This window comes from Mycobacterium sp. (assembly GCF_019243155.1).
GTDB lineage: Bacteria > Actinomycetota > Actinomycetes > Mycobacteriales > Mycobacteriaceae > Mycobacterium.
In genome coordinates this window covers 1-16,536 of sequence record NZ_JAFAUS010000171.1, presented here as the reverse complement: position 1 = coordinate 16,536, position 16,536 = coordinate 1, and the positions used below count along the sequence as shown (strand labels likewise).

General features: G+C 66.3%; 16 protein-coding genes and 1 pseudogene. 6 read left to right on the top strand and 11 right to left on the bottom strand.

Going from position 1 to position 16,536, the window contains the following annotated elements; all coding sequences use genetic code 11:
- From JOZ00_RS08355 to JOZ00_RS08330, 6 genes are all read right to left on the bottom strand, one after another.
- A partial coding sequence (locus JOZ00_RS08355) for an AMP-binding protein (RefSeq protein ID WP_293342340.1) occupies positions 1-545 on the bottom strand: 545 nt, incomplete at its 3' end.
- A 24-nt stretch (positions 546-569) separates the two neighbouring features.
- A complete protein-coding gene (locus JOZ00_RS08350; protein WP_293342337.1) occupies positions 570-1,442 on the bottom strand; it encodes an enoyl-CoA hydratase-related protein in 873 nt (290 codons plus the stop codon).
- A gap of 19 nt (positions 1,443-1,461) precedes the next feature.
- Positions 1,462-1,698, bottom strand: a complete 237-nt coding sequence (locus tag JOZ00_RS08345; RefSeq protein ID WP_293342334.1) for a biotin/lipoyl-containing protein — start codon at positions 1,696-1,698, stop codon at positions 1,462-1,464.
- Positions 1,691-2,689 carry a transketolase C-terminal domain-containing protein gene (locus tag JOZ00_RS08340; protein ID WP_293342331.1) on the bottom strand — a complete coding sequence of 333 codons (999 nt, stop codon included), beginning with the start codon at positions 2,687-2,689 and terminating at the stop codon, positions 1,691-1,693. The genes JOZ00_RS08345 and JOZ00_RS08340 overlap by 8 nt, the downstream gene beginning before the upstream one ends.
- A gap of 13 nt (positions 2,690-2,702) precedes the next feature.
- A complete protein-coding gene (locus JOZ00_RS08335) occupies positions 2,703-3,641 on the bottom strand; it encodes a thiamine pyrophosphate-dependent dehydrogenase E1 component subunit alpha (protein ID WP_293342343.1) in 939 nt (312 codons plus the stop codon).
- A gap of 91 nt (positions 3,642-3,732) precedes the next feature.
- Positions 3,733-4,596, bottom strand: coding sequence for a mycofactocin-coupled SDR family oxidoreductase (locus tag JOZ00_RS08330; protein WP_293342328.1), 864 nt, complete (start codon positions 4,594-4,596; stop codon positions 3,733-3,735).
- Between the two features lie 311 nt (positions 4,597-4,907).
- Between JOZ00_RS08330 and JOZ00_RS08325 the strand changes: the two genes are divergently transcribed.
- Together JOZ00_RS08325 and JOZ00_RS08320 are read left to right on the top strand one after the other, a co-directional pair.
- Positions 4,908-6,140, top strand: coding sequence for a CoA transferase (locus JOZ00_RS08325; protein ID WP_293342325.1), 1,233 nt, complete (start codon positions 4,908-4,910; stop codon positions 6,138-6,140).
- 244 nt (positions 6,141-6,384) lie between these two features.
- Complete coding sequence (locus tag JOZ00_RS08320; protein WP_293342322.1) at positions 6,385-6,684, top strand: antitermination regulator; 300 nt, start codon at positions 6,385-6,387, stop codon at positions 6,682-6,684.
- Between the two features lie 203 nt (positions 6,685-6,887).
- Here the strand turns inward: JOZ00_RS08320 and JOZ00_RS08315 are convergent, their stop codons facing one another.
- Positions 6,888-8,723 carry a DUF4407 domain-containing protein gene (locus JOZ00_RS08315; RefSeq protein ID WP_293342319.1) on the bottom strand — a complete coding sequence of 612 codons (1,836 nt, stop codon included), beginning with the start codon at positions 8,721-8,723 and terminating at the stop codon, positions 6,888-6,890.
- Positions 8,724-8,955: 232 nt separating this feature from the next.
- On the opposite strand from JOZ00_RS08315, the gene JOZ00_RS08310 reads away from it, so the two are divergent.
- Both JOZ00_RS08310 and JOZ00_RS08305 read left to right on the top strand, forming a co-directional pair.
- Entirely contained in the window at positions 8,956-9,513 is a 558-nt protein-coding gene (locus JOZ00_RS08310) for a hypothetical protein (RefSeq protein WP_293342316.1), read from the top strand.
- An 83-nt stretch (positions 9,514-9,596) separates the two neighbouring features.
- Positions 9,597-10,025 (top strand): SRPBCC family protein, encoded by a 429-nt coding sequence (locus JOZ00_RS08305; RefSeq protein ID WP_293342313.1) that lies wholly within the window; start codon positions 9,597-9,599, stop codon positions 10,023-10,025.
- 3 nt (positions 10,026-10,028) lie between these two features.
- Here JOZ00_RS08305 and JOZ00_RS08300 read toward each other — a convergent pair whose 3' ends face one another.
- The 4 genes from JOZ00_RS08300 to malQ all read right to left on the bottom strand — a co-directional run bounded on the left by JOZ00_RS08300 (position 10,029) and on the right by malQ (position 13,949).
- Positions 10,029-10,298: a LapA family protein gene (locus JOZ00_RS08300; protein WP_293342310.1), complete on the bottom strand. Its 270-nt coding sequence runs from the start codon at positions 10,296-10,298 to the stop codon at positions 10,029-10,031.
- Positions 10,299-10,409: 111 nt separating this feature from the next.
- Positions 10,410-10,874 carry a nuclear transport factor 2 family protein gene (locus tag JOZ00_RS08295; protein WP_293342307.1) on the bottom strand — a complete coding sequence of 155 codons (465 nt, stop codon included), beginning with the start codon at positions 10,872-10,874 and terminating at the stop codon, positions 10,410-10,412.
- Positions 10,875-10,881: 7 nt separating this feature from the next.
- Positions 10,882-11,763: an LLM class F420-dependent oxidoreductase gene (locus JOZ00_RS08290; protein WP_293342305.1), complete on the bottom strand. Its 882-nt coding sequence runs from the start codon at positions 11,761-11,763 to the stop codon at positions 10,882-10,884.
- Positions 11,764-11,783: 20 nt separating this feature from the next.
- Positions 11,784-13,949, bottom strand: a complete 2,166-nt coding sequence (gene malQ, locus JOZ00_RS08285; RefSeq protein WP_293342302.1) for a 4-alpha-glucanotransferase — start codon at positions 13,947-13,949, stop codon at positions 11,784-11,786.
- Positions 13,950-14,366: 417 nt separating this feature from the next.
- Here malQ and eccB point away from each other — a divergent pair, with 417 nt between their 5' ends.
- Both eccB and JOZ00_RS08275 read left to right on the top strand, forming a co-directional pair.
- Positions 14,367-15,875: a type VII secretion protein EccB gene (gene eccB, locus JOZ00_RS08280; RefSeq protein WP_293342299.1), complete on the top strand. Its 1,509-nt coding sequence runs from the start codon at positions 14,367-14,369 to the stop codon at positions 15,873-15,875.
- Positions 15,872-16,536: pseudogene (locus tag JOZ00_RS08275) on the top strand (type VII secretion protein EccC); the annotation flags it as partial. The gene eccB and the pseudogene JOZ00_RS08275, both read left to right, overlap by 4 nt.

Below are 16,536 nucleotides of genomic sequence, written 5' to 3'. Positions count from 1 at the left end.
ACCGACTGCGCCCACGACCCGTTGCCGTCGGCGGGCAGCGGACGGCGGACGGCCTTGGGCCGACCGGTCGTGCCCGACGAATAGAGCATCTCCGATCCGTCGGACACCGGCGGCGGTTCGCCCGCCGCAACCAAGGCGTCCTCGTAGGACTGAAAGGCGGGCAGGTCGCCCCCAACCGCGATGTGCACCCGCACGGCGCCGTTCGCATTTCGCACGTGCCCCGCCAGTTCGGCCATGAACGCGTCGACGAACACCGCCTTCGCGTCGGAATCGTCGATGACATAGGCGACTTCGTCGGCGGTGAAGTGCGTGTTGACAGCGGTGTAGTAGAGTCCGGAAAGCTGGCAGCCCCAGGTGATTTCGAAGAACTCAGGCCGATTGGGCAACACCAGGGCCACGCCGTCGCCGCGCCGCAGCCCGGCGTCGTGCAGCAGGGCGGCGACCCGTTGGCTCCTCGCGTGCAGGTCGCCGTAGGAGACCGCGTCGTCGTCGATGATCAGCGCCGGCGACTGCGGAGCCGCGCTCGCGTGGTCGGCGATGTTCATCGGCGGGGCCCTAGCTCGTGGCCGTTAAATGGCCGAAGCGCCATCGTTCGATGCGGCGGCCGCGGCCTGGCGCCGCGCTTGCTCGGACGGCAGCACCTTGTCCTTGAAGACCGTCTGGATCAGTTCCTGGACATCCTTACTGATCGAGGCGAGGGCGACGAGGTCGTTGGAACTCTGCCAGTGTACCCGCATGCCCATCAGCTCCCAGGCACGCTTCAGGTTGGCCTTGGTCGCCAGCAGCGTCGTCATCGGCGCCTGGGCGATGTGGCGGGCGATCGCCTCCACGCGGGCGTCCAGCTCCTCTCGCGGCACCACCTCGTTGACCAGGCCGACCTCCAGTGCCTTCTTGGCGTCGATGACCTCGGCGAGGTAAAGGTAATAGGCCGCACGCCGCCAGTTCATGAAAACCCATGGCTCGATTGAGCATTCGCCCGAAGGCATGCCGAAGCCCTGCAGTGGCGGGTAGGAGAAGTAGGCGTCCTCGGAGGCGATGACGATGTCGGTGGTCAGGCCGTAGTGCGTGCCGCCGCCGACACAGTAGCCGTGCACCTGCGCGATGGTCGGCTTGGAGAACTCCCACAGGTTCAGGATCGGTTTCACGAACAGATCGGTCTGCGGCTTCCACGGTGTGCCCATGACCTGGGCGCCCTTGACGAAGTCCGGGTAGTCGACGGCGTTGTTGCCGATCGCATGTCCCGAGCAGAAACCCTTGCCGTTGGCCTTGAGGATCAGGACTTTGATGTCGTAGTCGCGGTCGGCGTCCAGCAGGGCGGCGTCGACCTCTTCGGCCAGCTTCTGGTCCTGGGCGTTGGCCTTCTCGGGCCAGTTGAGCGTGACCTTCGCGATGGCCCCTTCTTTTTGGTAGATGATTCTTTCGCGGGTCTCGTTGAGATCCATCTGTCGGCTCTTCCTTCCGTTACGAGGTGATGACGCCGATTTCGGCGCCGATGTCATACGTGGTCCCGACCTGGCCCGTCCACCGCACGGTGCCCGACGCTCCCGCTTCGATCTCCTGTTCCACCTTTTCCGTAGCGATCACGTAGATCGGGGTGCCCTCGTCGACGTGTTCACCGGCGTCGACGAGCAGGCCGGTGAGCTCGGCCTCGGAGACCGCCACCGACACCCGGGGGATGCGAATGATGAACTCAGCCACGCACTTTCGCTTCCCGCATGGTCCGCTGCGCGGCCGCCGCGATGCGCGCCGCGGAGGGATACACCTGCGCCTCGAGCTGCGCGGCGGCCGGATTGGGCACGAACCGGGCGGCGACTCGCTCGACCGGGGCGGCCAGCACTCCGAACAATTCCGATTGCAGGACCGCGGCGATTTCGGCTCCCGGGCCCCCGAATTCGACCGCATCATGGGCGATCACCGCCCGCCGGGTGCGACGAACGGAGTCGACGATCGTGTCAACATCGAGTGGCACCAGGGTGCGCAGGTCGACGACCTCGGCGCTGATGCCGCTTTCCTGCAGTGTCGTTGCGGCGCTGAGCGCCTCGTGCACGCAGCGGCCGTAACTGATCAGGGTGACATCGGTGCCGGGCCGCTTGATGTCGGCCTGGCCCAGCGGAATCGAGAATCCCGGATCGACGGGGACGGGCCCCTTCTTGCTCTGCAGCCGGATGGTTTCGACGAACAGGCAGGGGTCTTCGTCGAAGATCGCCGATGTCAGCAGGCCTTTCCCGTCGCGCGGCGTCGACGGCACGATCACCTTCATCCCGGGGATGTGCATGAACCACGCCTCGAGGCTTTGCGAGTGCGTGGCGCCGGTGGCGAGTCCGGCGTAGACCTGGGTGCGGATGGTGATCGGCGCCGTCGTCCGCCCGGCCGTCATGAACCTCAGCTTGGCGGCGTTGTTGATCAACTGGTCGGCGGCGATGCCGATGAAGTCCATGATCATGATCTCGGCCACCGGCAGCAGGCCGTCGATGGCGGCGCCGATGGCCGCACCGACGATCGCAGCCTCCGAGATCGGGGTATCGAGGACCCGGTCGTGGCCGTACTTAGTCGACAACCCTGCCGTCGGCCCGGACGCCCCCGGATCGGCGATGTCCTCGCCGAGCAAGAACACCCTGTCGTCCGCCTCGAGCGCCTGGTCCAGCGCGAGGTTGAGCGCCTCGCGCATCGTCATCTCTTTGTCTGTCATGAGGTTCGCTTCCTCATACCGGAAACTTGATCGGGGTGGCGTACACGTCGTGGTCGAGCTCCTCGATCGACGGGGAGGCCGCTGCCAGAACGGTTTTCAGTGCCGCTTCGACGGCCTGCAGTGCCTCGTCGTCGATGCGGTCGAGCTCGTCCGCGTCGCAGACCCCGGCCTTGGCGAGGTGGTTGCGGAACCGTGGCACCGGGTCGGCCGCCATCGCCGCGGCCAGTTGCTCCTTAGGGATATACGGCATCCGGTCACCGAAGTAGTGGCCGCGGAAGCGGAACGTCACGCATTCGATGAACGTGGGGCCGGCTCCGTCACGGGCGCGCTGCAACGCTTGATCGAGTGCCGATTTCACCGCAAGCGGGTCGTTGCCGTCGACGCGCACCCCCGGCATGCCGTATCCGGTCGCCCGCTCGGCGACGTGTTTCAGCTTCATGGTGTCCGACGTCGGCGTCATCTCGGCGTAGAGATTGTTCTGGCACACGAACACCATCGGCAGATCCCACAGCGCGGCCATGTTGGCGGCCTCGTGGAAGGATCCGGTGTTCGTCGCGCCATCTCCGAAGCTGACCACCGTGACGCGGTCGAGGCCTTTGCGTTTGGCGGCCATCGCCAGCCCCACCGCCACCGGTGGTCCGGCTCCGACGATCCCGGTCGAGAGCATCACGCCCTTGTCGGGTTTGGCGATGTGCATGGTGCCGCCCTTGCCGCGGCTGGCGCCGACGACGCGGCCCATCATCTCGCCGTAGATCTCCTCGAGCGGGACACCTTTGCCGATGAGGTCGTGCAGTCCGCGGTAGGTCGTCACCAGCTGGTCGTCGGGCCGCAGCGCCACACCCATCGCGGCGGCGATCGCTTCCTGTCCACGGGACGGCCAATAGACGCACATGAACTCGCCGGTACCGATGCCCTTGGATAGTCGGTCGTCGGCCGCCTTCATCAAGACCATCAGTTCGTACAGTCGACGCTCAACGCCCGTTGTGGTGTCGCCGTCGCTCACCGACTCCCTCGGAGTCTCGTTGCCGCTCAGCTTCATTGATTCATGCACCCGACCACGGCTTGACCTTGAGGAAGCCGCCACCGTCGATGCGCAGCTGCTGCCCGGTGACATAGCGGGCGGCATCCGAGGCGAGGAAGAGCACCGCCTCGCTGATGTCTTCGGGTTCGACATAGGGGATCGGCATCGCCTGCACGAGCGGGAAAACCGGCTCGGCATCCTCGCGGGCCGGGCTCTTCAGGTCCGGTCGGAAGGCCCGGTACATCGGCGGGCTGTGCAACATGTCGGTGTTGACGTTCGTCGGGTGCACGGCGTTCATGCGGATCGAGAACGGGGCGAGCGCCAGCGCGAAGTCGTTGACGTAGTGTGCGGCAGCCAATTTCGCGAATGCATACCCAGCCCCGCCCGGCCCGCCGTCGATGCCGGTGGTGTTCATCGACGACATGAACGCCGCGTTGGAACCGATCACGATGATCGACGCGCCGGCGTGCAGGTGTTTGAGGCTCGAGTGCACGAGGTTCAGCACCCCGCCCAGGTCCACGTCGACCGCGTCAGCGAACGCCTGCGGAGGGAGACCCGCGGTGAGCGGGCAGATGCCGGCGTTGGCGACCACGATGTCGAGATGCCCGAACTCGGCGACGCCCTCGTCGATCGCCGTCGACAGGGCGACGCGGTCGCGGACGTCGGCGATCGCGGTGAACGCCCGCTGCCCTTCCTTTTGGACCAGCCGCGCCGTCTCGTCGAGGTCCTCGGGCCGGGCCAGCGGATATTCGTTGGTCTCGATGTCAGCGCACAGGTCCACGGCGATGATGTCCGCGCCCTCCGCCGCCAGCATCCGCGCGTGCGAACGGCCCTGACCGCGGGCCGCCCCGCTGACCACGGCGACTTTGCCGGTAACCCTGCCCATCGATTCGTCCTTTGTCCGGTCCCTACATCAACGACCTTTTTGCGACCCGCGTTGGGGCACAACTTGTTCGGATTCGCCAATCAAAGGTTCGAGGGCGCGCACAGCAGCGGACGAAGTCGGGGTGCGACGGTTGACCTGCCCTGCGATTCCCCACGCGCTCACCGCAACGGGGATCGGGATCGGACCAAAGATCGGCTCCATCGCGTCTCTTCCACGTAAACCTGCGCGTGGCTGCGGCCGGGCTATCATGCCTTAGAGTAGCTAGAATATCTAAAATAGCAAGTAAAGGCTCGCGCCCCAGGAGGTTGGCGATGTCAGGTGCGCACGGGGGTGTCCTCGACGGCGTCCGGGTGATCGAGTTGGCGTCGTGGACATACGTCCCGTCGGCCGGCGCCGCCCTCTCGGACTGGGGTGCCGACGTCATCAAGGTGGAAGGCGTCGCCTCGGGCGACCCAGGACGCGCGCTGGTGGTCGGCGGTTTCACCCGAGAGGCGGCGCGCCCGGACGCCGATTTCATCCTGGAGCTCGGAAACCGGGGCAAGCGCAGCATCGCGATCGACATCAAGTCAGAAACGGGCCGGGAATTGTTCGGCCGGCTGTTGGCCAGCGCGGACGTGTTTCTCACCAACTGGCTGCCGGGCGCGCTCGAGCGGGCACGGCTGACGGTCGAGGACGTCCGCGCGTTCAACCCGAAGATCATCATCGCCCGCGGGACGGGCCTGGGCGTGCGAGGCCCGGATCGCGACCGCGGCGGTTTCGACGCCGCCACCTATTTAGCGCGTGGCGGAGTCGCGTACACGCTCACGCCGTTCGGGACCGACACGCCCGCCGTCCAGGGCCCGGGCTTCGGCGATCTGCAGGGCGGCGCGACGCTGGCCGGTGGCGTGTGCGCTGCCTTGTTCCACCGCGAACGGACGGGAGAGCCCACGATCGTGGACTCCTCGCTGCTCGCCCAGGCGATGTGGTCCATCGCGCCGTCGATTTGTGCGGCCGACTTCTTCGACATCGACGGGATCCCCGGTGCACCACCGGGATTGGCAATCAACCCGCTCGTCAACCGGTACAAGACGAAAGACGGCCGGTGGATTCAGCTGGTGTTCTTGCAGCCCGACAAGTTCTGGGCAGGCTTCTGCGAGCGAATGGGGCTGGGGGAGTTCGTCACCGACGAGCGGTTCGTGCCGTCGAGCAACCTGATCGCCAACGCGGCGGCGGCCACCGAGATCTTCGCCAATGCGTTTGCGGCCCACGACCTCGCGCACTGGCAGAAGGTGTTGCATGACGAACCCGGCGTCTGGGGCGCCCTGGCGACGCCGCGCGAAACCCTGAACGACCCGCAAGTCGAACCCAACGGGTATGTCGTGATCAACGTCGACGACCAAGGTGAGAAGTACCGGATCGTCGCCGCGCCGGTTCAATTCGACGAAACGCCACCGGCTCCCGCGCGTGCGCCCGAACATGGGCAGCACACCGAGGAAATCCTGCTGGAACTCGACATCGACTGGGATGACATCGCCAAAGCCAAGGATCTCAAGGCAATTCTCTGACATTACCCACGATTTCATTCTTGACCAGCAAGAACACGGAATTCGTTGATGGACAGTCGATCCCGAAACGGTCACGACCCCGTATCAATCCGAGCGGTTATCTGGCACAACGTCGTCAATCACCAAATGATGACACAAGGTGCCCTTGAGGATTGCCGTCGCAACGACGCGTAGCGCACGAATTCCTCTGCCGCTACTCCGGGTAGCGGATTTCGTTGGGGCGCAGCAGGAGGTATCCACTTACATGACGACAGCATGGGTTCCCGCCCAGACTTCATGTGGCCCGAACTCTGGCCGCATTCTCGACACCGCGCGGGGCATTCTCATCGGCCTTCGCCGCTGCCCATCGGAAGCCGCTCTGGATGAGCTGCACAACGCCGCGCTACGGCACAAGGTGCCGGTTTTCGCCATTGCGTGGGCGCTTGTCCATCTTGCCGGCGACGGTGCGAAGACTCCGAGCTTCGTCGACGCACAGTCCGCGGCCCGTTACGAATGGGGTCAGCTGTTCGAGTCCGCCTTCGAGTCCGCCGGCGTGACTTGCTGATTGCGGGCGAAGACGTTGGGACGGCCGAGATACCGAGGGGTAACCCGGCCGTTCCACCGGCGGGTCCGGCTCACCGGCTCTTACTGCGGTGGCCGACGCGGCGGCGTGTCAAGCGCTTTCGCAAGGCCCCCAACGTTATTCCCGCCGCATCCGGAATCGACTACGGAATAAACCTGATTCGCTGAGGATTCGCGCTGCCCACGCTACTTCGACGGCGGCAACTGGCGCGGCCCCTCGTATGAGTCGAGTTCCGGAGGACCATCCCGCTTCGTCAAAGCGGGCTTGTCGCCGTGCTCCGCCGACTCCAGGGGCAGGCCCGCGGCGTCTTTCGTGGTCCGGCGCGGCAACGAAGCCTGCCGCGCGTGCGCACCGACCGGCCGGCGCGCGGCACCTGCACGTCGTTCGCGCGCCGAGTCGACGAACCCTTCGCCGGACGGGGCTTCCGAAGTCGCGGAATGCCAGCCGCTTGTCTCCGACACCGCAGAATTGACTTTCACACTGCGGGTGCGCTTGAGCGAGATCGTGATTTCCTCCGCCTCTTCGACGACCTCTTCGATCGCGTGGCGCGCGCTCCGCAGGGGCGCTGTCGTCGTGTCGATCACCCGCGCCACGATGGGCGGAACCAGTGGGCGGATCCAGCGCGCCGCGGCCTTGGTGACGCCCGGGATCGATGGGATGAGCGGCGTGGCCCGATCGTGCTGCGGTTCATCCTCGCGGCCGGGCTCAACCAGCGCAGGCTCAACGGACGCAGGCAAGTTCTCAGGGATACCGGCCGTGTCCGGGCTTTCCAACTCAGCCGGTGGCGGCAGCGTGACGGCTCGACTGGCAGCCTCCGCCTCGGCGGCGATCGGCAGGTAGATGTCCTCATCAGCCGGCTCGAAGGTACGTTGCGGGGGAGCAAGCACCGGAGGTTCGAAAGCTTCGATGACCCGCCGACGCTGTTGCTCGCGATCGATTTCGGTCTGTGCCTCGATGGCAAGGCGGGCCTGCGTGAGTTGGTGTTCGGCCCAGAGGATTTCGGCCTCGCGGCGAACCTCGGCCCGCTTGATCGCGATCGCGGTTTCAGCCTCGAGTTCGGCGCGTTCGCGGTCGGCGCGCGCGGTCGCATGCCGGTCGTGTGTGGTCTCGCCCCGCCACATTCCCAGGATCAGCGGCAGCAGGTAAACCAACACGCAGAAACCGATCGTCAGCAGCCGCAGCGTCAGCGCGCCGGCGTTCGCCAGCGTGAAGTCGTTCATCGCGACCCAGCGCGTGCCGAGTCCCCGGCCGGCGTCGGCCACCACGCCGTGGCGCGCCTGGTCAAGGGCCTGCTGCGCATGAGTGATCTTGGCGTCCGACTCGGGCGCTTGGCTGTCCCGGGTCGCCAGCGCGTTATCCAGCTCATGCTGTGCGTCCGCGAGAAGCTCGTCGGCCGTTCGTGTTTCGGGACCTGTGCCGGGTACGCCGGTGATCCGCGTCTGCGGGCATGAGGGCGTCGGGTGGTATTCGCAACGCGCGATCACCAAAGCCTGGTCCTGACGCTCGCGCGCCTGCTCGACAGCCGTGTCGAGCGCGTTGCGTGCGTTCTTGGCCTGTTGCAGGGACACCGATGCCTGCACTACGGCGGGTGCTGTGTCGGCATCGCGCAGAGCGCGTTCGTCGAGACGGTGGTCGATCGAACTGGAAAGCACGACGAGCGCTGCTAGTTCGCCGACGACGACACCGACCGCGGTGGCCACCGCCGCACGTCCCGCGACCCCGCTCCAGCCACGCCGGGCACCCGCCGCGATGCCGCGCGAAACCGCACCGATCAGCACAGCAAAGACGAGCGTGAACGCGACCACGGCAAGGATCGGCCAAGAGGTCGACTCGCTCACTGCCAGGCCCGCGACCAGGCCGGCCAGCACGGCTCCGAACAGCACGACCGCGCCGGTGACGGCGTGGGTGGATCGCTCGTGGCGCTCGCCGAGTTCACTCCGGTGTCCGCCGCCGAGCCAGGTGAACAACCCCGCTACACCCGACAGTGCCGAGCGCTGCTCAGTTACTTCCTGGGCACACATAAGACTGAAAACACCTCCAAGCCGTCAAGCCTCGCAGGCTTGCACCCGACACTTCGACTCGAAGCCACCGATGTGTGGTGTGCTTCACATAGCGACGAAATCGACGGTGATTACATCGCTTGGATACCAGGCCCGCTTCGGTGGTCGACCAGGTACGCATCTGCGGCGGAATTGCTGCGACGCGTGCAGATCAGCAACGGTTCCGGCAGGGGACGTGAGACGGTATAAGCCTATGTCGAATCACGATTATGTCACCTACGAAGAGTTCGGCCGAAGATTCTTCGAGGTCGCCGTCACGCCCGAGCGTGTCGCCAATGCGTTCGCCGATATCGCCGGCAACGAGTTCGCCATGGAACCGATTGCGCAGGGGCCCGGCGGGATCGCGAAAGTCAGCGCCAGCGTCAAGATTCAAGACCCCAAGGTCACGCGGAGTATCGGCGACAGCATCACCTTCGTCATCCACATTCCGCTGTCGATCGACCTGTTGCTCGACCTGCGGCTGGACAAGCAGCGGTTCGTGGTCTCCGGGGACATCGCGCTGCGAGCCACGGCGCGTGCCGCCGAACCGTTGCTGCTGATCGTCGACGTCGCCAAGCCGCGGCCGTCCGACATCACCGTCAATGTGTCATCCCAGTCATTCCGCGGCGAGGTGCTGCGGATCCTCGCGGGCGTCGACGGAGAAATCCGGCGGTTCATCGCGCAATATGTCGCCGAGGAGATCGACGCGCCCCAGTCGCAGGCCGCGCAAATCATCGATGTGGCCCATCAGCTGGAACAGGCCTGGCCCTAGGCAGCGTAGGCCCGGCGGCGTTCGGGTACTCCAGACCGACGAAAGCCATCGTGGGAAACGAATCCGGGAGGGACGGGCAAGCCTTGGCACGAGTAGATGTTTCGGTGTCGTCGCAGGTAGAACCGGAGGCCGCCTGGAAGCTGGCGTCCGACCTGAGTCGATTCGAAGAATGGATGACAATTTTCGCGGGTTGGCGCGGGCCAGTTCCCTCGACGATCGAGGAGGGCACGTGCGTCTCCTCCTGCGTCAAGGTCAAAGGTTTCCGCAATGTCATCCACTGGACCGTCACCCGGTACGACGAGCCCAAATCGATTGAGCTGCAAGGCCGCGGGCGCGGTGGGATTCGTCTCACAGTGGCGATGACGGTCAAGAACGACAACCCGGGCACTAACTTTCACCTCACCGCCGACATCAAGGGCGGCGTGCTGAGCGGGCCGATCGGCGGCCTGGTTGCGAGGATTTTGCGGTCCGACGTGCAGAAGTCCGTGGACAACCTCGCTGCTTTGCAGTGACGGCTACCGCGCCGAATGGCTAACCAGCCAATCCCGTTCTTCCTGGCGAATCCGCCTGCGATCCATCGCAAGCCAGGACAGACCGGCTCCGAACGCCAGCAAGGCGACGCTGGCAGCGACAACGCCCGCGCCCGCGTGGCCGAGCGCGAAAGTCGCCACGCACACGACGAGTGCCAATGCGGCGGCGCCGACGATGGCGAGCCCGGCCATGCGCTCGGCATCATTGGCGGGCCTACCGGTTATCCGATCATCGCCGACAGGGTCGTGCCTCATGGCCGTCTCCTCTGCTGTCACTCTGTCTTTATTGATGCCTTTCTGCTACCCGGAAGACAGCCCGGCTTAAACGGCATCCCGTGTTTTGACGACGTGAGGAAATCAACCCGGTCAAGTTGTTTCGGGTAAACGCAGCCGACGCACCGGCCGGGTCTCGATGGCATTGATTGTCAACTCGCGGCGGCTGATCCGCCAGCCCGCGTCGGTCTTCTCGTACTTGTCGTCGTAGCGCAAATGCCAGACCAAGTCGAAGAACTCGTCGTCACGCCGGTTCCAGTGGTGCGCGATGCACGTGATCCGGCCCGTGGCAGCGTCGGGCGCCCCTGCGTAGACCTCGCCGACGATCGAGTGTTCGGTGCGTAGGACCGCGGCGACGGCCCCGACCGCGGCGGCGATGGCGTCGCGGCCCCGATGCGGATGAAGCGGAGTCAAATCGGCCGGCGGCTCGGGCACAACCAGCTCGGACGTGGTCGTGAAAAGCTCTGCAACTGAACCGAATTGACGATCGTCGACGTGGGCCGCGTACCGGTGCACCAGTGCGCTGAGCTCTATCCGGTCTTCCGTTGAAAGCGTCATGCCCGGGTCACGAGGTCAGCGAGAGGCGTTGCGCACATGCCGACAGCATGTCTTTGACCTCGTCGATGTCGGTGGTCGGCGGCATCGCCAGCACCACTCGATCGGCGCCCTGATCGGCCAGAACACCCGCACGCTCCGCATCGATCTTGGTGACCAGGTGACCCAGTGACACTTCCAGGGCGGCCGGGTCACGGCCCGCCCAAGACGCCTCGTCGCGCATCAACGCAATCAGCGACGCGAGTTGCGGACCGGCCACCCCGAGCGGCTGAAAACCGTCGCCGAAGCGTCCGGCGCGGCGCGCCGCCGCCTTGCTGTGCCCGCCGATGTGGATCGGAAGCCGTTCGTGGGCAACAGGTTTCGGGTAACACATCACGTTGTCGAAGTTGAAGAATTCGCCGTGGTGGGAAACCCCGCGGGGCCGGTCGGCCCACAGTGCCCGCATTACGGAGAGTTGCTCGTCGGCCCGCCTGCCGCGGCTGTCGAAGTCGGCTCCGCAGGCTTCGACCTCTTCCTTGAGCCAGCCCACCCCAACACACAGCCGCAGGCGTCCCCTCGAGAACACGTCGACGGTGGCGGCCCGCTTGGCGAGCACCACCGGATGGTGGTTGGGCAGGACCAGCACGCCGGTGGCCAGACCCAGCCGGTCGGTGTGGGCGGCCAGAAACGCCAGCAGGTCGAGCGGGTCGGGGATGGGACAGTCGGGCGTGAGCCCGACGCGTCCGGAACTGTCGTAGGGATAGACGCTGTCGTAGTCGGTGACAAGAGCGGTGTGCTCGGCGACAACGATAGATTCGAATCCGCACCGTTCGAGGTGGGTCGCGAAGGCCACCATCCAATCCGGATCCGCGGTGACGCCCTCGGCGACCGGCGCGAAGACGGAAATCTTCATGAGCTCCGAAGTTAACAGAGCTAACGGGCGGCGCCCTCGACGGTCGCGGGTGTAATCGCGAAGCGCACGGCTTCGGCGAGCGCCGCGGCCCGTGGATCGGTGAACACGTCTTCGAGCATGATCGCGTCGCCGTCGGGGCCGGTCAGTGGAACCCGCCAGTTGGGATATTCGTCGGTGGTGCCGGGCTGATTCTGGGTCCGGCGGTCGCCGACCGCGTCGGTCAGTGCCACCCCGAGGAGCCGCGATGGCGTCCGGCCCAGATACCGGTACAGGGCGAGAATGACGGCTTCCGGGTCGTCCTCGTCCTCCTCGAGCAGGCCCACCTGGCGCAACTCCGCCATCCAACCTGCCAGTTCGGCCCGGTCGGATTCGAGTTCTTCCTCCACGGGTCGCGTCAGCAAGCCCAGCGACTCACGCAGCCGCACATGGTCACCCGCGAGATAGCCCGCGGTCGGAGGCAGATCGTGGGTGGTGACGCTGGACAGGCAGTACTCCCGCCAGCGCTCGGCGGGCAGCGGGCCACCGCTTCCGTCGCGGTCCAGCTCGAACCAGAGGATCGAGGTTCCCAGCAGACCGCGCAACAGCAGGTAGTCGCGAACCCAGGGCTCGACCGTGCCGAGATCCTCGCCGACGACCACCGCGCCGGCCCGATGCGCTTCCAAGGCGACGATCCCGATCATCGCTTCGTGGTCGTAGCGGACGTAGGTTCCCTCGGTCGGCGGCGCGCCCTCGGGGATCCACCAGAGCCGGAACAACCCGATGATGTGGTCGATGCGCACACCGCCGGCATGGCGCAGCACCGCGCGGATCAGCGCGCGAAAGGGCTGATATTCCAGTTCGTCGAGCCGGTCGGGGCGCCACGGCGGCTGGGACCAGTCCTGGCCGAGCTGGTTGAACTCGTCCGGCGGTGCGCCCGCCGTCACGCCGAGTGCCATCGCGTCCTGCAGGGCCCAGGCGTCGGCGCCATCGGGATGCACGCCAACGGCCAGGTCATGCATGACGCCCAACGCCATTCCGGCCCGGATCGCCTGTGATTGTGCGGAGGCGAGTTGTTCGTCGAGTTGCCACTGCAGCCAGCGGTGGAAATCGACTGTGTCCGAATGCTTTTTCGCGAACTTCGCGACGCCGGGAGCCGCCGGATGCTGCAGCTCGTCGGGCCAGGAATGCCAGTCACCGCCGTACTTATCGGCCAGCGCGCACCAGGTGGCGAAGTCGTCGAGGGCGCGGCCCTCACGGTCGCGGAACGCCGCGTAGGACAGCTCACGGCCCGCCGACCGGGTCTCCGCATGCACCAGCTTCAGCGCCGCGCGCTTCGCCGCCCACGAGCTGTCGCGGTCGATGGCGTCGAGCCGGCCGGCCCGGTGCTGAACCTCGGAGCGCAGCCGCCGGATCCGGCTGCGTTTGGTCAGCTCGGCGAATTCCGGGATCGCCTCAACGTGAAGATAAATCGGATTGACGAACCGCCGCGATGTCGGCAGATACGGCGACGGCTCCATACGGCTGGTCCGCCCAGAAAAACCAGCGGCGTGTAGGGGATTGACCAGTATGTAGTCGGCGCCATGGCGCGACGCCGACCAGACAGCGAGGTCGGTCAGATCGGTGAGATCACCGACGCCCCACGACTGCCGGGACCGCACGCTGTAGAGCTGGGTGGCCAGGCCCCAGGCGCGCCGGGCGCCGAGCCCCTCCGGCAGGCCGAGCCAATCGGGCGTCACGATCAGCGCGCCGCTGGTTTCGGAGCCGCCCGAAAGTAGGTGTAGCCGGTGATAGCCCAGCGGCACGTCGGTGGGCAGCACGAAGCTGGCCTCACCCACCCAGCGCCCGTCCAGATTGAAGGGCGGGGTGAAGTTGTCGACCTGCGGGATGTCGCGGCGCAGGGTGCCGTCCTCGAGCTGTAGCCACACCTCGGCCGGATCACCGTGGGTGACGTGCGCCCAGAAGCGAATCTGCTCGCCGGTGCGGCCGACGACGGTCGGGGGCAGGCGGCGCGCCCAGTAGGACCGTAGCTTCGCCGTCAGTGCGACGTTGCGCTCCTGCTCGTCGTCGCCCGCCACGCCCAGGGCGGCCAACACCGCCACCAGCGTGGTCCGCGGGACCGGCACGCGGCGCCCGGTCCAGTCCTCGTACTCCGTTGCGATGCCATACCTGCGGGCAAGTTCGACCAACGAGGGCGCGAGCTCAGTCATACCCGCCATCTTGCTGCCCGGATCTGGCAGTCGACGACTCGGGGCGGACCGCCTTTTTTGCTGTGCGAGTGCGCTGCGTCCTTAATCTATTGCGCAGCTCCGCAAAGATTCGCTGCGGTCTTTCGTTCGACAGGACGAGTCGGCGCACCGCCACTACGATGCCTTCAGGGGACGCAGTAATTCCGGTCAGGGGATTCGTGGTGGACAGAAATGCCAGCTCAGTGGCGCCTGCCATCGTGGCGCCAGTGGCAGTCCCGACGCGGTGCGGGCGTCCGGATAGATGTACGTAAAGAGATGTAGAAGTTAACCCTGGTCGTTGCCGCGTGGCGAGGTACCTACAGGTGCCTTACCGTTGTCGATGTAATTCGCGCGGTGGAGAATATCCAGGCGTTCTAGCAGACCGGATGGTGAATAAACGTGGCGGAAGAGAGACGCGGGTCGGGTTACGGCCTCGGGCTGTCGACGCGGACCCAGGTGAGTGGTTATCAGTTCCTTGCTCGCCGGACCGCGATGGCGCTCACCCGGTGGCGCGTCCGCATGGAGATCGAGCCCGGACGGCGCCAGAACCTGGCCGTGGTGGCGTCGATTTCGGCGGCGCTGGTGATCTGCCTGGGCGCCCTGCTCTACTCGTTCCTCAGCCCGGCGGGCCAGGTCGGGGATTCGCCGATCATCGCCGACCGTGACTCCGGCGCCCTGTACGTCCACGTCGGCGACAAGTTGTACCCGGCGCTGAACCTGGCTTCGGCGCGGCTGATCACGGGCCGCGCGGACAACCCGCACCTGGTCAAGTCGAACCAGATCGCCAACCTGGCGCGCGGCCCGCTGGTGGGCATTCCCGGTGCGCCGACGAGCTTCCACCCCACGACTCCGGAAGCGTCGTCCTGGCTGGTGTGCGACACCGTGGCCAACTCGACCAGCTCCGGTGCGCCGTCGGGGGTGACGGTAACCGTGATCGACGGCACCCCGGATCTGAGCAACCACCGCAAGGTGCTGACCGGTTCGGATGCCGTGGTCCTGAACTACGGCGGCGATCCCTGGGTGATCCGGGACGGACGCCGCTCCCGCATCGACGCGATGAACCGGTCCGTGCTGCTGCCGCTTGGGCTGACCCCCGAGCAGGTCAACATGGCCAAGCCCATGAGCCGGGCCCTGTTCGACGCGCTCCCGGTGGGTCCCGAGCTGACGGTCCCGCAGATCGGGAACGCCGGTGCGCCGGCGACGTTCCCGAATGCGCCCGGTCCGATCGGCACGGTGATCGTCACCCCGCAGATCAGTGGGCCGCAGCAGTACTCGCTGGTGTTGGCCGACGGCGTGCAGACGCTGCCCCCGCTGGTAGCTCAGATCCTGCAGAACGCCGGCCCGGGCAACACCAAGCCGGTGACCGTGGAGCCGTCGGCGCTGGCGAAGATGCCGGTCGTCAACAAGCTGGATCTGTCGTCCTACCCCGACGCCCCGCTGAACGTGTCAGACATCCGCGAGAATCCGGCGACCTGCTGGTGGTGGCAGAAGACCTCGGGTGAGAACCGGGCCCGGGTCCAGGTCATCTCCGGCGCGACCCTGCCGATCGCGGCCGACAACGCGACCAAGGTGGTGTCGCTGGTCAAGGCTGACACCACCGGCCGCGAAGCCGACCAGGTCTACTTCGGTCCCGACTACGCGAACTTCGTGGCGGTCACGGGCAATGACCCCGGGGCCAAGACGACCGAATCGCTGTGGTGGCTGACGGACGCGGGCGCCCGCTTCGGAGTCGACGACACACGCGATGTACGAGAGGCCTTGGGCTTGAAAGCTAAGGCGAGCCTGGCGCCGTGGGTGGCGCTGCGACTGCTCCCGCAAGGTCCGACCTTGTCGCGCGCGGATGCGCTGGTGGAGCACGACACCTTACCGATGGATATGTCCCCTGCAGAGTTGGCGGTACCTAAGTGAAACGTGGATTTGCGCGGCCGACACCGGAGAAGCCTCCGGTAATCAAGCCGGAGAACATCGTCCTTCCGACGCCGCTGAGCATTCCGCCGCCGGAAGGCAAGCCCTGGTGGCTGATCGTGGTCGGCGTCGTAGTAGTCGGTCTGCTGATCGGTATGGTCGCGATGACCTTCGCCAGCGGCTCACACGTGTTCGGCGGCGCCGGCTCGATCTTCCCGATCTTCATGATCGGTGGCGTCGCGATGATGATGTTCGGCGGCCGGTTCGGCGGTCAGCAGCAGATGAGCCGGCCCAAGCTGGACTCGATGCGCGCCCAGTTCATGCTGATGCTGGACATGCTGCGCGACACCGCGCACGAGTCGGCCGACAGCATGGACGCCAACTACCGGTGGTTCCACCCCGCGCCCACGACCCTGGCCGCCGCGGTGGGGTCGTCGCGGATGTGGGAGCGCAAGCCCGACGGCAAGGACCTCAACTTCGGGGTCGTCCGAGTCGGCGTCGGCATGACGCGGGTCGAGGTGACCTGGGGTGAGCCCCAGAACATGCCGACCGACATCGAGCTGGAGCCGGTGACCGGTAAGGCACTTCAGGAATTCGGTCGCTACCAGAGCGTCGTCTACAACCTGCCCAAGATGATCTCGGTGCTCGTCGAGCCCTGGTACTC

Excerpts from the sequence above, each read along its gene's own strand:
- JOZ00_RS08300 (WP_293342310.1), bottom strand. The coding sequence starts at position 10,298 with ATGAGGCACGACCCTGTCGGCGATGATCGGATAACCGGTAGGCCCGCC.
- JOZ00_RS08295 (WP_293342307.1), bottom strand. The coding sequence starts at position 10,874 with ATGACGCTTTCAACGGAAGACCGGATAGAGCTCAGCGCACTGGTGCAC.
- JOZ00_RS08335 (WP_293342343.1), bottom strand. The coding sequence starts at position 3,641 with ATGGTCTTGATGAAGGCGGCCGACGACCGACTATCCAAGGGCATCGGT.
- JOZ00_RS08320 (WP_293342322.1), top strand. The coding sequence starts at position 6,385 with ATGACGACAGCATGGGTTCCCGCCCAGACTTCATGTGGCCCGAACTCT.
- JOZ00_RS08310 (WP_293342316.1), top strand. The coding sequence starts at position 8,956 with ATGTCGAATCACGATTATGTCACCTACGAAGAGTTCGGCCGAAGATTC.
- JOZ00_RS08350 (WP_293342337.1), bottom strand. The coding sequence starts at position 1,442 with ATGGATCTCAACGAGACCCGCGAAAGAATCATCTACCAAAAAGAAGGG.
- JOZ00_RS08325 (WP_293342325.1), top strand. The coding sequence starts at position 4,908 with ATGTCAGGTGCGCACGGGGGTGTCCTCGACGGCGTCCGGGTGATCGAG.
- JOZ00_RS08340 (WP_293342331.1), bottom strand. The coding sequence starts at position 2,689 with ATGACAGACAAAGAGATGACGATGCGCGAGGCGCTCAACCTCGCGCTG.
- JOZ00_RS08330 (WP_293342328.1), bottom strand. The coding sequence starts at position 4,596 with ATGGGCAGGGTTACCGGCAAAGTCGCCGTGGTCAGCGGGGCGGCCCGC.
- JOZ00_RS08315 (WP_293342319.1), bottom strand. The coding sequence starts at position 8,723 with ATGTGTGCCCAGGAAGTAACTGAGCAGCGCTCGGCACTGTCGGGTGTA.
- malQ (WP_293342302.1), bottom strand. The coding sequence starts at position 13,949 with ATGACTGAGCTCGCGCCCTCGTTGGTCGAACTTGCCCGCAGGTATGGC.
- JOZ00_RS08290 (WP_293342305.1), bottom strand. The coding sequence starts at position 11,763 with ATGAAGATTTCCGTCTTCGCGCCGGTCGCCGAGGGCGTCACCGCGGAT.